Here is a 16,972-nt window from a genome sequence, read left to right as displayed (position 1 = left end):
CGCCACCGTCTGCGGGGTCAGCACACGCCTCCCCGCGTAGCGTCCGGTGTCCCCGCTCTCCGGGACGTACCGTCGCAAGCTGCACCCCGGCAGGCTGCACCGCCGAAGAGAAAGCTCCCGAAATGCCCGCTACGGCGATTAGGTCGACTGCGCCCCAAAAAGAGGTTCTGCCATGGTAAGCGCGCGCATCACGGTCAACGGCAAGGAAACCTCCCTCGCCCCGGACGCACCCCACACCACCGTGCTCGACTTCCTGCGCGAGCGCGGCCTGACCGGCACCAAGGAGGGCTGCGCCGAGGGTGAATGCGGCGCCTGTTCCGTCCTGGTGGCCCGGCCCGGCGTCAACAAGCCCACCGACTGGGTCGCGGTCAACGCCTGCCTGGTGCCGGCCGCCGCGCTGGACGGCCAGGAGGTCGTCACCGCGGAGGGCCTCGCCACTCCCGGCGCGGACGGCACGCCCGCCGCCCTGCACCCGGTGCAGGAGGAGATGGCGGTCCGCGGCGGCTCGCAGTGCGGCTACTGCACGCCCGGCTTCGTCTGCAGCATGGCCTCGGAGTACTACCGCCCCGACCGCTGCGCGCACGAGGCGTCGCCCGACACCACCGACGCCGCGGGCACGGCCGACGGCACCTCGGACCCGGAGCACGGCCCCAACGGCTTCGACCTGCACGCGCTGAGCGGCAACCTGTGCCGGTGCACGGGCTACCGCCCCATCCGTGACGCCGCGTACGCCGTCGGCGAGCCCGCCGCGGACGACCCGCTGGCCCAGCGCCGCGAGCAGTCCCCGCCGGAGCCGGTGGCCACGGCGTACACCCAGGGCGACAGCACGTTCCTGCGCCCCGCGACGCTGGCGGAGGCCCTGCGCGTCCTGCGCGAGCGCCCCGAGGCGGTCCTGGTCGCCGGCAGCACCGACTACGGCGTCGAGGTCAACATCCGCTCCCGGCGCGACACCTGCGTCGTCGCCATCGACCGCCTCCCCGAACTGCGCGAGCTGCGCACCGAGGCGGAGTACCTGGAGATCGGCGCGGCCCTCACCCTCACCGAGATCGAGCGCCGCCTGGACGGGTCCGTGCCGCTGCTGGCGGAGCTGTTCCCGCAGTTCGCCTCCCGGCTGATCCGCAACGGCGCCACCCTCGGCGGCAACCTCGGCACCGGCTCCCCCATCGGCGACAGCCCGCCGGTGCTGCTCGCGCTGGACGCCTCGCTGGTCCTGGCCGGCGCCGACGGCGAGCGCGTGGTCCCCCTGGCGGACTACTTCACCGGGTACCGGCAGAGCGTGCGCCGCCCCGACGAGCTGATCCGCGCGGTGCGCGTTCCGACGCCGCTGTCGCGGGTGACGGCCTTCCACAAGATCGCCAAGCGGCGCTTCGACGACATCTCCAGCGTCGCGGTGGCCTTCGCGGTGGACGTCGAGGGCGGCATCGTCCGCAGGGCGCGGATCGGCCTGGGCGGCGTCGCCGCCACCCCGATCCGTGCGCTGGCCACCGAGGCCGCGCTGGAGGGCAGGCCCTGGACGCAGGAGACTGTAGACGCGGCCGCCCGCGTCCTGCGCGGCGAGGGCACCCCGATGAGCGACCACCGGGCCAGCTCCCTCTACCGTTCCGCGATGCTCGGCACGAGCCTGAAGAAGCTGTACGCACAGACCACCACCGAGGCGGTTTCGTCATGAGCCATCTGTCCGAGCGCCCCGAGAAGCCCGTCGTCGGCGTCTCCATGCCGCACGAGAGCGCCTACCAGCACGTCACCGGCACCGCGCTCTACACCGACGACCTCGTGCACCGCACCAAGGACGTCCTGCACGCCTACCCGGTCCAGGTGATGAAGGCCCACGGCCGCATCACCGCCCTGCGCACCGAGCCCGCGCTCGCCGTGCCCGGCGTGGTCCGCGTCCTGACCGGCGCGGACGTACCCGGCGAGAACGACGCCGGCATGAAGCACGACGAGCCGCTCTTCCCCGACGAGGTCATGTTCCACGGCCACGCCGTGGCCTGGGTGCTCGGCGAGACCCTGGAGGCGGCCCGGCTGGGAGCGGCGGCCGTGGAGGTCGAGCTCGACGAGAAGCCCGCGATCGTCACCGTGGAGGAGGCCATCGCGGCCGAGAGCTTCCACGGGGCGCGCCCGCTGATGGAGACCGGTGACATCGAGGCCGGCTTCGCCGAGTCGGCGCACGTGTTCACCGGCGAGTTCACCTTCTCCGGGCAGGAGCACTTCTACCTGGAGACGCACGCCGCGCTCGCCCTGATCGACGAGGGCGGCCAGCTCTTCATCCAGTCCAGCACCCAGCACCCGTCCGAGACGCAGGAGATCGTCTCGCACGTCCTCGGCGTCCCGGCGCACGAGATCACCGTGCAGTGCCTGCGGATGGGCGGCGGCTTCGGCGGCAAGGAGATGCAGCCGCACGGCTTCGCGGCGATCGCCGCCCTGGGCGCCAAGCTCACCGGCCGCCCGGTCCGCTTCCGCCTCAACCGCACGCAGGACCTCACCATGTCCGGCAAGCGGCACGGCTTCCACTCCTCGTGGCGGATCGGCTTCGACGCCGAGGGCCGCATCCAGGCCCTCGACGCCACCCTGACCGCCGACGGCGGCTGGAGCCTGGACCTCTCGGAGCCGGTGCTGGCGCGCGCGCTGTGCCACATCGACAACACGTACTGGATCCCCAACGCCCGGGTCGCCGGCCGCATCGCCAAGACCAACACCGTCTCCAACACGGCCTTCCGGGGCTTCGGCGGCCCCCAGGGCATGCTCGTCATCGAGGACATCCTCGGCCGGGTGGCCCCGCAGCTCGGCCTGGACCCCATCGAGCTGCGCGAGCGCAACTTCTACCGGCCCGGACAGGGCCAGACCACGCCGTACGGCCAGCCGGTCACCCAGGCCGAGCGGATCTCCGCGGTGTGGGAGCAGGTCAAGGAGAACGGCAACCTCGCCGACCGCCGCCGGGAGATCGCCGCGTTCAACGCCGCGCACCCGCACACCAAGCGGGCCGTCGCGCTCACCGCGATCAAGTTCGGCATCTCCTTCAACCTCACCGCCTTCAACCAGGGCGGCGCGCTGGTGCTGATCTACAAGGACGGCTCCGTCCTGATCAACCACGGCGGCACCGAGATGGGCCAGGGCCTGCACACCAAGATGATGCAGGTCGCCGCCACCACGCTGGGCATCCCGCTGCACCGGGTGCGCCTCGCCCCGACCCGTACGGACAAGGTGCCCAACACCTCCGCCACCGCCGCCAGCGCGGGCGCGGACCTCAACGGCGGTGCGATCAAGAACGCCTGCGAGCAGCTCCGCGACCGGCTGCGCCAGGTGGCCGGCACCCAGCTCGGCGGCAACGCCTCCGACGTGCGCATCGTGGAGGGCGTCGCCCGGGTCCTGGGCAGCGACAAGGAACTGGCCTGGGACGACCTGGTGCGCACGGCGTACTTCCAGCGGGTCCAGCTCTCGGCGTCCGGCTTCTACCGGACCGAGGGGCTGCACTGGGACGCCAAGAGTTTCCGGGGCACGCCGTTCAAGTACTTCTCCAACGGGGCCGCCGCGACCGAGGTCGAGGTGGACGGCTTCACGGGGGCGTACAAGATCCGCCGGGTCGACATCGTGCACGACGTCGGCGACAGCCTCTCCCCGCTGATCGACATCGGGCAGGTCGAGGGCGGCTTCGTGCAGGGCGCGGGCTGGCTGACGCTGGAGGACCTGCGCTGGGACACCGGCGACGGACCGCACCGGGGCCGGCTCCAGACGCAGGCGGCGAGCACGTACAAGCTGCCGAGCTTCTCGGAGATGCCGGAGGAGTTCAACGTCACCCTGATGGAGAACGCCACCGAGGAGGGCGCGGTGTACGGCTCCAAGGCCGTCGGCGAGCCTCCCCTCATGCTGGCCTTCTCGGTACGGGAGGCCCTGCGGCAGGCCGCCGCGGCCTTCGGCCCCGCCGGGGCGAGCGTCGAGCTGGCGTCCCCGGCGACGCCGGAAGCGGTGTACTGGGCCATCGAGTCGACCCGGGAGGGCGCCGGGGAAGACCTGGAAGCCGCCGCCGGCACGTCCGCGCTCAGCAATGCCTGACATGACCTGGGTGGCCGCGGTCGCGCGGTTGCGGGAGCGCCGGGAGACCGGCGTTCTCGTGACCGTCGCGACCGTGCGCGGCCACGCCCCCCGCAAGGCCGGCGCCAAGCTCGTCGTGGGGCGCACCGAGACGTGGGGTTCCATCGGCGGCGGCAACATCGAGGCCGTCGCGATCGACCGGGCCCGCGAGCTGATGGACGCCCGGGGCGCGGAGCCGGAGCTGATGGAGTTCGCCCTCAACGACAAGGTGTCGGGCCCGCACGGCGTGCAGTGCTGCGGCGGGGCGGTCGGCGTGCTGCTGGAGCCGCTGCCCGTGGTCCCGGCGGTGGCGGTCTTCGGAGTGGGACATGTCGGGCTGGAACTGTCCCGCATCCTGGCGCGGCACGAGATCGACCTGCACCTCGTGGACACCCGGCCCGAGATGGTCTCCGCCGAGCGGCTGGCCGTCCTCGCGGACGCGGTGGCCCAGGTGCACGCGCACCACGTTCCGCTCCTGCCGGAGGAGGTGCTCGCGGAGCTGGCTCCGGGCACCCACGTGCTGATCATGACGCACGACCACGCGGAGGACGCCGCCCTGTGCGACGCCGCCCTGCGCACCGCGGGCCTCGGCTCGATCGGGCTGATCGGCTCCTCCGCGAAGTGGGCCCGCTTCCGCAAGCGCCTCGCGGACGAGGGCGGTCACGACGACGCCACGATCGACCGGATCACCACCCCGATCGGCCTGCCGGACATCACCGGCAAGGAACCGGCCACGATCGCGGTGAGCGTGGCGGCGTCCCTGCTGCTGGCCTTCGAGGCGGACCGGGGCTGAGCGCCGCACGCCCCGCCGGGTCACGGAGGGTCATGGGAAGGGGTGGGGCGGGGGGAAGTCCGCCCCGGCGCCGGGCGCCGACCCGACCACGCCCCGCCCCGCGTCCAGGCGCCCCGTGCCCACGCTCGCCAGCAGCCGCAGCCCCGCCTCCGACTCCGTCCCCGGCTCCGCGTGGTACGTCACCAGGGACTGGTCGTGGTCGTCCGGCAGCCGCAGCGTCTCGTACGACAGGGTCAGCTCGCCCACCAGGCCGTGCCGCAGCCGCTTCACCCCGTGCCCCTTCTCCCGCACGTCGTGCGTCGCCCACAGCCGCCGGAACTCCTCGCTCTTCACCGACAGCTCCCCCACCAGCGCCGACAGCCGCGGGTCGTTCGGGAAGCAGCCGGCCTCCATGCGCAGGAAGCTGACCATGTCGGACGCCTTCTGGTCCCAGTCCACGAACAGCTCCCGCGCCCCCTCGTGCAGGAAGCAGATCCGCGCCCAGTTCCGCTCCTGCTGCGGCAGCGCCCCCCAGTCCCCGAAGAGGGCCGCCGCCATCCGGTTCCAGCCGAGGATGTCGGACCTGCGGCCCACCACGTACGCGGGCACGCCGTCCAGCGCGTCGACGAGCTGGAGCAGCGCGGGCCGCACCCGCTGCGGACGCCCCGCGCGCTTCTTCTTGTGGGCGGTGGGCCTGGCCAGGTGCGTGAGGTGGGAGTGCTCCGCGTCGGTGAGCCGCAGCGCGCGGGCGATCGCGTCCAGGACCTCGCCGGAGACGTTGCGGCCGTTGCCCTGTTCCAGGCGCGTGTAGTAGGCCACCGACACCCCCGCGAGCTGCGCCAGCTCCTCGCGGCGCAGGCCCGGCACCCGCCGGTGGCGGCCGAAGTCGGGCAGGCCGACGTCCCCCGGCTGGAGCCGCGCCCGGCGGGTGCGCAGGAACTCGCTGAGCTCGGCGCGGCTGTCGAGGGGCTCGGTCGCGGGGGTGCGGGCGGAGGCGGGGCGGTCGTCCATGGTGTCCAGTATCCCGGGTCGTACGCACACCAGGGTGTCCCCGCCAGTAGTAGGACCACTGGACGTACGCAACGCGGTGACCTGGGAGGATGTCCGTACGGCTGGCACGGTGGGGACATGAGCACCGCACAGACCAGCACCCAGAACACCTCCACCGTCTCCGCCTGGGCGGCCCCCTCCGCGAAGGCGCCGCTGGAGCGGACCACGATCGAGCGCCGGGCCGTGCGCCCCTCCGACGTCCTGATCGACATCAAGTACGCGGGCATCTGCCACTCCGACATCCACCAGGCGCGCGACGGCTGGGGCGAGGGCATCTTCCCGATGGTCCCGGGTCACGAGATCGCCGGTGTCGTCTCCGAGGTCGGCTCCGAGGTCACGAAGTTCGCCGTCGGCGACCGGGTCGGCGTCGGCTGCATGGTCGACTCCTGCCGCGAGTGCGAGAACTGCCGGGCGGGCCTGGAGCAGTACTGCGCGCGCGGCAACGTCGGCACGTACAACGCCCTCGACCACGACGGCGAGCCCACCTACGGCGGTTACTCCACGCACATCGTCGTGGACGAGGCGTACACCGTGCGCATCCCCGACGGGCTCGCCCTGGACGTCGCCGCGCCGCTCCTGTGCGCGGGCATCACCACCTACTCCCCGCTGCACCGCTGGCAGGCGGGCCCCGGCAAGAAGGTCGCCGTCGTCGGCCTCGGCGGGCTCGGGCACATGGCCGTCAAGATCGCGCACGCGATGGGCGCCGAGGTGACCGTGCTCTCGCAGTCGCTGCGCAAGAAGGACGACGGCCTGAGGCTGGGCGCCGACCACTACTACGCGACCAGCGACGAGGCGACGTTCGAGCAGCTCAAGGGCTCCTTCGACCTGATCCTCTCGACGGTCTCCGCGCCGCTGCCGCTGGACAGGTACCTGGGCCTGCTGCGCTCGGAGGGCGCCTTCGTGAACGTCGGCGCTCCCGAGGAGCCGGTCTCCCTCAACCTCTTCTCGGTGATCGGCGGCGGCAAGACCCTCGCCGGTTCCATGATCGGCGGCATCCGGGAGACCCAGGAGATGCTGGACTTCTGCGCCGAGCACGGGCTGGGGGCGGAGATCGAGCTGATCGACGCCGACCGGATCAACGAGGCGTACGAGCGGGTGCTCGCCAGCGACGTCCGCTACCGCTTCGTGATCGACGCGTCGACCGTCTGAGCCGTACGGGATCTTCCGCGCCCGGCCCCGGAAGCCCGGGGCCGGGCGCGGGGCTCATTCCGCCGGGAGCGCGGCCAGCCGGAACTCCACCGCGTCCCCGTGCCGGGTGAACTCCCTGACCAACCAGGCCCGTTCGGCGATCGTGCGGCCCGCGGCCGTGGTGTGGGCGGGTACGGCCAGTACCGGGTGCCCCGGGGCGCCCGCGCGCAGTTCCGCGTCGGCGGACGTGCCGTCGGAGAACCGCAGGTCCACCGGCAGCGACCGCGGCGCGGCCACGAAGGCCGCCGCGTCGGGCAGTCCCTGGAGGCGGCAGCGCACCCCCGGGAAGAGGTGGGTGTGTCCGCACACCGCCGGATACGTTTCCGCCGCGTCGCGCTGGTGGGACATGGGAGGGCTCCGTTCGAGGGAGGGGGAGGGGGCGCAGTCTCTCCTCATCCTGGCGATGCCCGGGCGGGGCGGCCGGCCCGACCCGCCGGGGCGCCCCCGCGCGGGGCCGGTACCGGGCCGGTCGGGACGACTGCGCACAACGATGTACGTCCGTTTCGTCACCTCGGACGACGCGCGTCCGGCATGACACCGGGAGCCTGGAAGAGGAACCGAGGTTCCGCCCTCCCTCCTCCTTCGCGGAAGGAAACGTCATGCTGGGACATCACGCCCGTACGGCATCGGCGGTGCTCGTCGCCCTCCTCGTCACGGCCGTCACGACCGCCGCCACCGCGGCCCCCGCCCCCACCGCTCCCCCGGCCCCCGACCTGCGCGCCGACGTGAACCAGGACGGCCGCGTCGACCTGACCGGCGACACGGACGAGCCCGGCGAGGACCGGTGGCGGCCCGGCCGGGGCGCGGTCTTCCTGCCGAACCTGGACGACGACGCCCGCCGCTGCCGGGCCACCGCGGCCGACCTGGACCGGGTCGACCCGGCGGTGGACGAGCGGCTCGCCGCCTGCCACGACGCCGCCGACGAGCGGGTGAACGGAGAGCGCGACGCCCGGGACCTGGCCCCCCTGCGAGTGCGGCCGATGCGGGTGGCCGACGACGCCGCCGGACACCTCGGGGTGTCGCCCGCCCAGGCTCCGTACGTACGCCTCTTCGTCCGCAGGGGCGGTGAACTCATCGCTTTGAAGGGCGAACTGACGGCACGTGAGTTGCGTGCCGGAATCGAGCTCGCCGTCGAGGGGCGGGACGTGGTGCGTGATCCGTGCCGTTGGAACGGCGAGGTGGACATCGTCCTGACGGTACGTCAGGGGGGTGCGGCGGCGTCGGACCGCGTACGGATGCGGGTCGCGCCCGTGCTCGTGCAGCACGATCTCCAGCGCGCCGAGTCCGTGTTCGCCGCGGCGCCCGGACCCGGCAGCGGGATCGTGCCGGGCTGGATCGGGGCGCGGTACAGGCCCGCCGAGTGGAAACCCTTCGCGGACTCGCTGCGCCGGGCGGCCGAGCGGGCCGGGCTGCCGCGCGACAAGCTGACGTTCACCCCCGGGACCGCGCAGTGGTGGCGGGACATCTGGCGGCAGGACACGGTCGAGCCGGGGACGGTGAGCATGCCGGCGCCGGGCGGCGTGCACCGGATGCGGATGCTGCTGCGCGCGCCGGTGGTGTGGCCCGCGAGCGAGCTGGGGCCGAGCACGCTGAGCCGTTCGGCGCGGCTGCTGTTCCGGGAGCTGCGGGGGCCGGACGTGGGCGTGGTCCAGCAGTTCACCCGCGCCCGTCCCGCGAACGTGGACGACCTCCAGAACTTCGCCGGGAACTTCGAGTCCGTGCCCCCGTACCCCGGGCATCCGCAGGGCCGCATCGTCCACGGCGCCGGCGCCGACCGGGCGCCCGACCCGTCCTTCGTGCGGATGCTGGCCGCGCAGGGGCAGCAGGCTCCGATCGCGGTCGACACCTCCTGGCTGCTGGTGGGACACACCGACGAGACGGTCCACGTCGTACGGGCGGACAACGCGCGCGGCTGGACCCTGATGGTCTCCGATCCCCGGCTGGCGACGCGCCTGCTGCGCGAGGCGTCCGCGCGGGGCGGGGGCGGCCGTCTCCTCTTCGAGGGGACGACCGCCGAGGACCGGCCGACGGTCGACGCCGTGCTCGGCGACGCGGCGTTCCTCGCCGGGAACGAGAGGGCCGCCCGGCACGTCGACGCCCAGGTGGACACGCTGCTGCGGGAAACCGGCCTGTCGGAGCGGGAGTTGGTGCGGGTGCCCGTGCTGTACGCCTGGGGGAGGTTCGACCCGTCGATCCCGCGGGAGCGGGCCGTCGCCTACTCCCCCGGCCTCGCCAACGGGCTGTCCCTGTCCGCCCGGGACTACGCGGCCCCGGACCCGCACGGCCCGATGGTGGGCCGCGAGGACCTGTTCCGTACGGCGACGGAGCGCGCCCTGCGCCGCCAGGGGGTGCGCGTGAGCTGGGTGGAGAACTTCAAGTGGGCCCACCTGGCGGGTGGCGAGGTCCACTGCGCGACGAACGCCCTGCGCGACACATCGGGAGGAACTCCCTGGTGGCGGCCGTAAAGGAGTGTCCGAGCGGCGAACCCCCGCCCTACGATGGCGCGATGACCGAGATCAGGGACTTCCAGATCACCTTCGACTGCGCCGATCCCGAGCGCGTCGCCCGCTTCTGGTGCGAGGTGCTGGGGTACGTCGTGCCGGAGCCGCCGCAGGGGTTCGCCGACTGGGCGGCGTACCACCGCTCGCTGCCGCCGGAGCGGCAGGGCGCCGGATTCGTCTGCCAGGACCCGACGGGGGTGCGGCCGAGGATGTACTTCCAGCGGGTGCCCGAGGGCAAGACCGTCAAGAACCGGGTGCACCTCGACGTGCGGGCCGGCACCGGACTGGTCGGCGAGGAGCGCCTGGCCGCGCTGGAGGCCGAGTGCGTGCGGCTCGTCGCGCTGGGCGCCACGCGGGGGGAGCTGCTGTTGGCGGACGAGTTCAACGAGTCGTGCCAGAACATGCGGGACGTCGAGGGCAACGAGTTCTGCCTCGACTGAGCGCCCGCCCGGGCGCGGGCGGCGGCGGGCCCGGCCGGTGTCGGCCGGGCCCGCCGCCCCGTCCGGTTCACCAGGTCTTGCCGGCCTGTTCCCGGACGGTGTGGTTGAGCCGGTTGAAGAGGTTGGTCAGCGAGATCTCCAGGGTGATGGCGCCCAGTTGCTCCGGAGTGAAGTGGCGGGCCGCCGCCTCCCAGATCTCGTCGGTGACCCCCGGCGCGCCGTCCTGGATCCGGGTCGCCGCCTCCGCCAGGGCGAGCGCCGCCCGCTCCTCCTCGGTGAAGAAGGGCGTCTCGCGCCAGGCGACCACGTGGTGCAACCGCTCGGCGGACTCCCCGGCCTTGGTCGCCGCCTGGACGGTGGCGTGCACGCACGGGCTGCACCCGTTGATCTGACTGGTGCGCAGGTGCACCAGGGCGAGCAGTCCGCCGTCCACCCCGGCGGCGTGGATCGCCTTGTAGAGGTGCTGGACTCCCGTGATCACATCGGGGCTGGCGGGGCTCTTCATGCGTGGCGCGGTACGTGCTTCCATCGGACCTGCTCCTTCGTCGGTTACCTGTGCCCTGCCGGGCGCGTCATCCCCATGACGGAGCAGCGCCGAGGAAGGTAACAACGATGAGCCGCACCCCGCACCGCACCAGTCCCCCGAACCCGACGGCCGAACTGTTCGAGGCCGAGCGCGACCGGTTGCGGGCGGTCGCGCACCGCATGCTCGGCTCGTACGCCGACGCCGAGGACGTGGTGCAGGAGGCCTGGCTGCGGCTCTCCCGCCAGGACGCCGCCGCCATCCACAACCTGGGCGGGTGGCTGACCACGGTGGTCGGCCGGATCAGCCTGGACGTGCTGCGCTCCCGGCAGGCCCGGCCGGAGGCCTCGTACGACGACGGCGTGTCCGGGCCGGTGGTGACCCTGGACGAGGGACCCGCCCCCGAGGACGACGCGCTGCTGGCCGACTCGGTCGGACCGGCGCTGCTGGTCGTACTGGAGTCGCTCGGGCCCGGCGAGCGGCTGGCGTTCGTGCTGCACGACCTGTTCGGGGTGCCGTTCGGGGAGATAGCCCAGATTCTGGGCAGGTCCACCGCCGCGACGAAGATGCTCGCGAGCCGGGCCCGCAGGAAGGTGCGGGACGGGGAGCGGCCGTCCGGCGCCGGGCGGGAGGAGCGGGCGGTGGTACGGGCGTTCCTGGCCGCGGCGCGCCGGGGCGACTTCGAGGAGCTGCTCCGGGTGCTGGACCCGGAGGTGGAACTGGCCGTGGAGACCCCGGACGGCCCGGTCGTCTCCCTGGGCGCGACGAAGGTGGCCGCGGGCGCTCAAGTCGGCGCCCGGGGGGCCGCGGAGGGCCTGGAAGTGCTGGTCGGAGGGCTGCCGGGGATCCTGTCCCGGCACGAGGACGGCACGCCGCGCGCGGTGGTGGCGTTCACGGTCGCGGAAGGCCGGATCGTGGCCATCAGGACGGTGGTGGACCCGGCCCGGCTCGCGCGGATGTCCCTGCCGGGGGCGGGGTGAGCGGCGGCGGGGGCTTCCGGTGACGGCGGTGCGTTCCGGTGACGGCTGCCGCGCCCGGCGCGGGGCGGGGGGCGGGGGGCGGGGGCCCGGAGCCCCTGCCGGCGGCACGCGCGGCTCGCCGGTCAGGGGCGGCAGACCTTCCCCGTCAGGGGCGGTAGACCTCGCCGGCTTCGGGCTTCGCCGGGGACATGAGCTGGGAGACCGTCACGAACGTGTAGCCCTGCTTGCGGAGTTCGGCGATGATGACCGGCAGCGCGGGAATCGTCGCCGGGTAGCGCTCGTGGAGCAGGATGATGCCGTCCCGCTCGGTCTGCTCCAGCACCCGCTTCTTGATCTCTGCCGGGTCCTTGACCTGGAAGTCCTTCGCGGTGACGCTCCACAGGACCTGGGCCAGGCCCATCTCCCCCAGCACCTCGGAGACGTCGTTGCTGGTGGCGCCGCCCGGCGGACGCATCAGGGTGGGGGCCTTGCCGGTCGCCTTCTCGATGTCCTTCTGCACCGGTTCGATCTCGGCGCGGATCTGGTCCGGGGTCAGCTCGGTCAGGTTCTTGTGCGACCAGGTGTGATTCGCTGTCTCGTGGCCCTCCGCGGCCATGCGGGTCACGGTCTGCGGATAGGTGTCGGTGTGCCCCTTGCCCTGGAGGAAGAAGGTCGCCGGCACCTTCTCGCTCTTCAGTACGTCCAGTGCCTTCGGGGTCGGTGCGCTGGGGCCGCCGTCGAAGGTGAGCGCCACGCACTTCGCCTTGGCGCAGTCGACCGGCCCGCTCGCGGACTTCCCGTCGTCGACGGCGTCCGCGCGCACCTCGGCGGGTGACAGGACGCCGGTGAGACCGCACGAGGTGAGCAGGGGCAGCAGGGCGGCGGCGAGGAGCAGGCCGGTCGCGCGGGGGGTGCGGGTGCCGAGGTTCATGGTGTTCATCATGGGGGCCCGCACATGGACGGCCGCACGCAGGGGTCGCCGCCCCGCCCGCACCGCCGGCCCCGGAGCTCCCCGGCCCCCCGGTGCGGGATCGGCTCACGGGCCCGCGTTTGTGCGACGGCGGGCGCCCGTGGTGGGGTGCTCGTCATGGGCGCGACGACTGCATCACCCGTACGAACGGAATGAGGTATCCACCATGACAGCGGCCAGGACCGTGACCTTCCCCTCCGGCGCGAGCGTGCCCGCCCTGGGCCAGGGAACGTGGTACATGGGCGACAGCCGGGCCCGGCGCGCCGACGAGCTCGCCGCGCTGCGCCGGGGCATCGACCTCGGCATGACCCTGATCGACACCGCCGAGATGTACGGCGGCGGTGCCGCCGAGGAGCTGGTCGGCGAGGCGATCCGCGGCCGCCGCGACGAGGTCTTCCTGGTCAGCAAGGTCCTGCCGTCGAACGCCGACTCCCGGGGCACCGTCGACGCCTGCCGCGCGAGCCTGCGCCGCCTCGGCACGGACCGCCTCGACCTGTACCTATTGCACTGGCGCGGCGGAATTCCGCTGGCCGAGACCGTGGAAGCCCTCGAAGGCCTGGTCGGCGACGGCAGCATCGGCGCCTGGGGCGTGAGCAACCTGGACGTCGACGACCTGGACGACCTGCCCGCGGGCGACCTCCCCGAGACGAACCAGATCCTCTACAACCTCACCCGCCGGGGCCCCGAGTACGACCTGCTGCCCTGGTGCCGGGAGCGCTCGGTGCCGGTCATGGCCTACTCCCCGCTGGAACAGGGGCGGCTCCTGGGGCACCCCGCCCTGGAGTCCGTCGCCGAGGCGCACGGCGCGACCCCGCTCCAGGTGGCGCTCGCCTGGGTGCTGCGCGACGACGATGTCATCGCCATCCCCAAGGCCTCCACCGTCGCGCACGTGGAGGAGAACCACGCGGCCCTCGGGATCACCCTCACCGCGACGGACCTCAAGGCACTGGACGCCGCGTTCCCCGGCCCCGTACGCAAGCAGCCGCTCGACATGCTGTAGCCGACGCGGTGGCCGCGTCCGGCCGAGGGGGAACCCCGCCCGCCGCCCGCGCGTCCTTCCCCGTACAGGAAGTACAGGAAGCACGGGAACACGCGGACAGAAACGGGGACGACCATGCAGTACGGGGGCCGGATGTGCAGGCGCTGCGGGAGGCCGGTGCCCGGCCGTCTGCGCCGGGTGTGCCGGAACCGGCCCTGCCGGGGCGAGGGCGTGTCCGACGACGCCGCCGAACTGGGCTCCGAGGTCGTGACGTCGGGGCTCGCCGAGGGTGTCGTACGGACAGTTGTCGGCGGGGTCGTGCGGGTGGTGCGCGGCGTGTTCCGGGTGGTGTTCGACTCGTAGCGTGGTGGTGTTCGACTCGTAGCGTGCGCAGGCGCTCACGTACGTACGCGAGCGCCTGCGCACGTGACCGCCGCGCGGGAGAAGGGCCGGACGCACGCCGTGGGTGGGCAGGCCTTCTTCAGGCTTGCCCACCCACGGCGGGTCCGGGACCGGCCCGGTCAGAAATAGTGCTTTCGTCCGCCCAGCGCGTGTCCGGTCGCACCGAGAATCCACAGAATCGCTCCGACCACGATCAGGACGCCACCCACGGTCGTCAGGATCGAGATGCTGGCAAACACTCCGATGAGGAGCAGGATCAGACCAAGAACAATCATCGCGGTTCCACTCTTTCTCTCTGCACAGCGTGCGACCCACGGTCAGGCGCACTGCTGCATCACTTTTCCGCCCGCTTCATGGACCGGGTCAGACGAAATGCGGGCCCGCCGTACGGCCTTGCGACCGTTGGGCCTTTGTCCTGCCACCTCCGTGTGCCCTGCTTCCGTGCGGCAATGCATCGCACTCACACAGTTTTTATGTCCGGTTGGAGACGGGTGGCGACGAGCATCCGGCAGCGGGGGGCGCCGTCCTCGCGACGGCCGGGTTCGTCCAGTGCGTACGTGGTGACGCCGAAGCCGGCCGCACGGAGTTCGGCGGTGACGGCGGCGAGCGTGAAGCCCCGGTAGTACATGACGAACGGGGGACGCCACAGCGCGTTGCGCACCCGCATCACGGCGTCGAACCCGAGCATCGCGAGATGGGCGTACGACCCGGGGCGGGCCGGCGCGGGCAGCGGGAACGCGAACCGGCCGCCCGGCCGCAGCACTTGGCGGACCTGCGCGAACAGCGCGGGGCGCTGGGCGGGCAGGAAGTGCCCGAAGGCGCCGAAGCTCACCACGAGGCCGAAGACCGGCCCGAAGGGGAGGGCGAGGGCGTCGCCGCGCACCCAGTGGGCGGGGACCTCCGCGGGGGTGTCCGGTGCGCGCCTGCTCGCGTTCCGGCGTGCGACGTCGAGCATCCCGGCGCTGAGGTCGATCCCGGCGACCCGCGCGCGGCACACCTCCTGGAGGACGCCGACGCCCGCGCCGGTGCCGCAGCAGAGGTCGAGCCCGGCGTCGAAGGGGCCGAGGCGGCGCAGGAGGTTCGCCACCGGGGTGAGGACGGCGTCGGGGGTGCGGAAGGGGGTGTGGTCGAACTTCGGGGCGAGCAGGTCGTAGCCGTGCTCGACGGAGGAGAGCGCCTGGCGGGCGAGTTCGCGGAGGGAGGGGCCCTGGGGGGTGAACACCGGCCACAGCATAGGGGCCCGGCGCTCAAGGGGGCAGGGGGCGGAAAACGGCCCACGGGGTCGTCGCGTGCGGGCCCCGGGAGGAGGGGGGTGTTCGGGGACGCCCCGGCTGTGGTACCTTGCCCTTGCATCCGTTCTCGCCCCTTCGTGGCGGCGGTGCTCATCTCGTCGCCGGACGTTCTTCGTACGTCCTGGCCCCCATGCGGACCCCTTCTCCGGGGCCTCGTGCATCTGTTTCTCCCTCGCAGGGCCTTGTTCCCCTGCCGTTTCCCGCCCGGGGCGTCCGCGCCGTCCACCCATGGACCTGTGCGCCGACCAGCCGCGATCTCACCGGGCCTCCCCAGCTCACCTCCGCACTTCCGCACTTCCGCGTCCGCGAAAGGACCGAACCCCCATGACCAGCACACTCGAAACCCCCCGCACCACCCCGCCCCCGGCCGTCCGGGCCGCGGGCGTCCTCGACCTGGCGGCCGGCGGCAACGGCTTCCTGCGCGGGGCGAACCTCGAAGCCGCCCCGCACGACGTCCAGGTCCCCGCCGCCCTCGTCCGCCGGTTCGGCCTGCGCAAGGGCGACGCGGTGACCGGCGCCTGCGGCAGGCCCCGCACCCTCGCCGAGGTCGACCTCGTCAACGGCGAACCGGCGGACGCCGCCCGCCGCCGCCCCCACTTCCGCGACCTCACCCCCCTGCACCCGCGCGAACGCCTGCACCTGGAGGGCGCGCCCGGCGCCCTCGGTCCACGGGTCGTCGACCTGGTCGCCCCCGTGGGCAAGGGCCAGCGCGGGCTGATCGTCGCGCCGCCGAAGACCGGGAAGACCGTACTGCTCCAGCAGTTGGCCGCGTCCGTCGCCGCCAACCACCCCGAGGCCCACCTCATGGTGGTGCTGCTCGACGAACGTCCCGAGGAGGTCACCGACATGCGGCGCGGTGTGCGCGGCGAGGTGTACTCCTCCACCTTCGACCGGCCCCCCAAGGAGCACATCGCGCTCGCCGAACTGGCCGTGGAGCGTGCCAAGCGCCTGGTCGAGACCGGCCGTGACGTCGTGATCCTGCTGGACTCCCTGACCCGGCTGTGCCGGGCGCACAACAACGCGGCCGCGTCCGGCGGCCGTACCCTCAGCGGCGGCGTCGACGCCGCCGCCCTCCAGGGCCCCAAGCGGCTGTTCGGCGCGGCCCGGCTGACCGAGGAGGCGGGCTCGCTGACCATCCTGGCCACCGCCCTGGTCGACACCGGCTCCCGCGCCGACGACTACTACTTCGAGGAGCTGAAGGGCACCGGCAACATGGAGCTGCGGCTGGACCGTTCGCTCGCCGACCGGCGCGTCTTCCCGGCCGTGGACATCACGCCCTCCGGCACGCGCCGCGAGGAACTCCTGTTGCCGCCCGCCGAGTTGGCGGCCGTGCGGGGCCTGCGCCGCGCCCTGCAGTCCCGCGAGGGGCACTCCCTCCTGGAGACCGTCCTCACCAAGCTCCGCCACACACCGGACAACGCGTCCTTCCTCCGTCAGGTGCACGCCACCCTGCCGGCCGGCTGAACCCCGCCCGGCCAGCCCCGCGCCCGCCCGACGCCACCGGGCCCGCGGTCCGCCCCCGCGCCTCGCGCCTCATACCTCGTGCCTCGCGCCTCAGTCGCCGAAGACCTCGTCCAGGCTCATCGCGTCCCGCTCCGGCCGCCCGTCCGCCAGCCACATCCGGTACGCCGCCGCCGCGTGCATCCGGGCCCGTGCCGCCCGGAGCTCCGGGCCGCCCGACGCGGCGGCCTGGTCCGCCTCCAGGACCGCGGCGACGTAGTCACCGAGGTCCATCCCGGCCCGGGAGGCGGAGGCGCGCACCCGCGCGGCCAGCTCCTCGGGCACGCGCGCGTTCAGCTGAGTTGTCGCCATGGCGGAATCCTAGCGA

Annotated in this window: 17 protein-coding genes; 10 read left to right on the top strand and 7 right to left on the bottom strand. The window is 73.3% G+C overall.

Features of this window, described 5'->3' with window-relative positions:
• Positions 1-172: 172 nt before the first annotated feature.
• From ACZ56L_RS22380 to xdhC, 3 genes are read left to right on the top strand one after another with little or no spacing between them, the layout of a single operon-like run.
• Positions 173-1,669, top strand: a complete 1,497-nt coding sequence (locus tag ACZ56L_RS22380; RefSeq protein WP_345219513.1) for a xanthine dehydrogenase small subunit — start codon at positions 173-175, stop codon at positions 1,667-1,669.
• Positions 1,666-4,050: a xanthine dehydrogenase molybdopterin binding subunit gene (xdhB, locus tag ACZ56L_RS22375; RefSeq protein WP_345219512.1), complete on the top strand. Its 2,385-nt coding sequence runs from the start codon at positions 1,666-1,668 to the stop codon at positions 4,048-4,050. The genes ACZ56L_RS22380 and xdhB overlap by 4 nt, the downstream gene beginning before the upstream one ends.
• 1 nt (position 4,051) lies before the next feature.
• The gene (xdhC, locus tag ACZ56L_RS22370) at positions 4,052-4,861 is read left to right on the top strand and encodes a xanthine dehydrogenase accessory protein XdhC (RefSeq protein WP_471065819.1); all 810 of its coding nucleotides are present in this window, start codon (positions 4,052-4,054) and stop codon (positions 4,859-4,861) included.
• Positions 4,862-4,891: 30 nt separating this feature from the next.
• On the opposite strand, the gene ACZ56L_RS22365 is transcribed toward xdhC, so the two are convergent.
• Positions 4,892-5,851 (bottom strand): helix-turn-helix domain-containing protein, encoded by a 960-nt coding sequence (locus tag ACZ56L_RS22365; protein ID WP_345219510.1) that lies wholly within the window; start codon positions 5,849-5,851, stop codon positions 4,892-4,894.
• A 117-nt stretch (positions 5,852-5,968) separates the two neighbouring features.
• Here ACZ56L_RS22365 and ACZ56L_RS22360 point away from each other — a divergent pair, with 117 nt between their 5' ends.
• Positions 5,969-7,039: an NAD(P)-dependent alcohol dehydrogenase gene (locus ACZ56L_RS22360; RefSeq protein ID WP_471065817.1), complete on the top strand. Its 1,071-nt coding sequence runs from the start codon at positions 5,969-5,971 to the stop codon at positions 7,037-7,039.
• 54 nt (positions 7,040-7,093) lie between these two features.
• Here ACZ56L_RS22360 and ACZ56L_RS22355 read toward each other — a convergent pair whose 3' ends face one another.
• A complete protein-coding gene (locus ACZ56L_RS22355; protein WP_471065816.1) occupies positions 7,094-7,426 on the bottom strand; it encodes a hypothetical protein in 333 nt (110 codons plus the stop codon).
• A 251-nt stretch (positions 7,427-7,677) separates the two neighbouring features.
• Between ACZ56L_RS22355 and ACZ56L_RS22350 the strand changes: the two genes are divergently transcribed.
• Both ACZ56L_RS22350 and ACZ56L_RS22345 read left to right on the top strand, forming a co-directional pair.
• Entirely contained in the window at positions 7,678-9,543 is a 1,866-nt protein-coding gene (locus ACZ56L_RS22350; RefSeq protein ID WP_471065814.1) for a protein-arginine deiminase family protein, read from the top strand.
• A gap of 41 nt (positions 9,544-9,584) precedes the next feature.
• The gene (locus ACZ56L_RS22345; protein ID WP_468689906.1) at positions 9,585-10,019 is read left to right on the top strand and encodes a VOC family protein; all 435 of its coding nucleotides are present in this window, start codon (positions 9,585-9,587) and stop codon (positions 10,017-10,019) included.
• Between the two features lie 67 nt (positions 10,020-10,086).
• Here ACZ56L_RS22345 and ACZ56L_RS22340 read toward each other — a convergent pair whose 3' ends face one another.
• Positions 10,087-10,548 (bottom strand): carboxymuconolactone decarboxylase family protein, encoded by a 462-nt coding sequence (locus tag ACZ56L_RS22340; protein WP_345219505.1) that lies wholly within the window; start codon positions 10,546-10,548, stop codon positions 10,087-10,089.
• An 83-nt stretch (positions 10,549-10,631) separates the two neighbouring features.
• On the opposite strand from ACZ56L_RS22340, the gene ACZ56L_RS22335 reads away from it, so the two are divergent.
• Positions 10,632-11,522: a sigma-70 family RNA polymerase sigma factor gene (locus ACZ56L_RS22335; RefSeq protein WP_345219504.1), complete on the top strand. Its 891-nt coding sequence runs from the start codon at positions 10,632-10,634 to the stop codon at positions 11,520-11,522.
• Positions 11,523-11,667: 145 nt separating this feature from the next.
• On the opposite strand, the gene ACZ56L_RS22330 is transcribed toward ACZ56L_RS22335, so the two are convergent.
• Complete coding sequence (locus tag ACZ56L_RS22330) at positions 11,668-12,432, bottom strand: polysaccharide deacetylase family protein (RefSeq protein ID WP_471065811.1); 765 nt, start codon at positions 12,430-12,432, stop codon at positions 11,668-11,670.
• A 205-nt stretch (positions 12,433-12,637) separates the two neighbouring features.
• Here ACZ56L_RS22330 and ACZ56L_RS22325 point away from each other — a divergent pair, with 205 nt between their 5' ends.
• Both ACZ56L_RS22325 and ACZ56L_RS22320 read left to right on the top strand, forming a co-directional pair.
• Positions 12,638-13,471, top strand: coding sequence for an aldo/keto reductase (locus tag ACZ56L_RS22325; RefSeq protein ID WP_471065809.1), 834 nt, complete (start codon positions 12,638-12,640; stop codon positions 13,469-13,471).
• Between the two features lie 210 nt (positions 13,472-13,681).
• Complete coding sequence (locus ACZ56L_RS22320) at positions 13,682-13,813, top strand: hypothetical protein (RefSeq protein WP_345219501.1); 132 nt, start codon at positions 13,682-13,684, stop codon at positions 13,811-13,813.
• 158 nt (positions 13,814-13,971) lie between these two features.
• Here the strand turns inward: ACZ56L_RS22320 and ACZ56L_RS22315 are convergent, their stop codons facing one another.
• On the bottom strand, positions 13,972-14,127 hold the full coding sequence (locus ACZ56L_RS22315; RefSeq protein WP_345219500.1) for a DUF6131 family protein: 156 nt from the start codon (positions 14,125-14,127) through the stop codon (positions 13,972-13,974).
• Positions 14,128-14,312: 185 nt separating this feature from the next.
• Entirely contained in the window at positions 14,313-15,074 is a 762-nt protein-coding gene (locus ACZ56L_RS22310; protein WP_471065807.1) for a class I SAM-dependent methyltransferase, read from the bottom strand.
• Between the two features lie 394 nt (positions 15,075-15,468).
• On the opposite strand from ACZ56L_RS22310, the gene rho reads away from it, so the two are divergent.
• Positions 15,469-16,608: a transcription termination factor Rho gene (gene rho, locus ACZ56L_RS22305; protein ID WP_401759911.1), complete on the top strand. Its 1,140-nt coding sequence runs from the start codon at positions 15,469-15,471 to the stop codon at positions 16,606-16,608.
• A 90-nt stretch (positions 16,609-16,698) separates the two neighbouring features.
• On the opposite strand, the gene ACZ56L_RS22300 is transcribed toward rho, so the two are convergent.
• Entirely contained in the window at positions 16,699-16,956 is a 258-nt protein-coding gene (locus tag ACZ56L_RS22300; RefSeq protein WP_471065805.1) for a hypothetical protein, read from the bottom strand.
• Positions 16,957-16,972: the final 16 nt, after the last annotated feature.

The sequence above is a fragment of the Streptomyces sp. NPDC039736 genome (assembly GCF_055596485.1).
The sequence above is the reverse complement of the archived record's forward strand: the minus strand, read 5'-3'. Positions and strand labels throughout refer to the sequence as shown.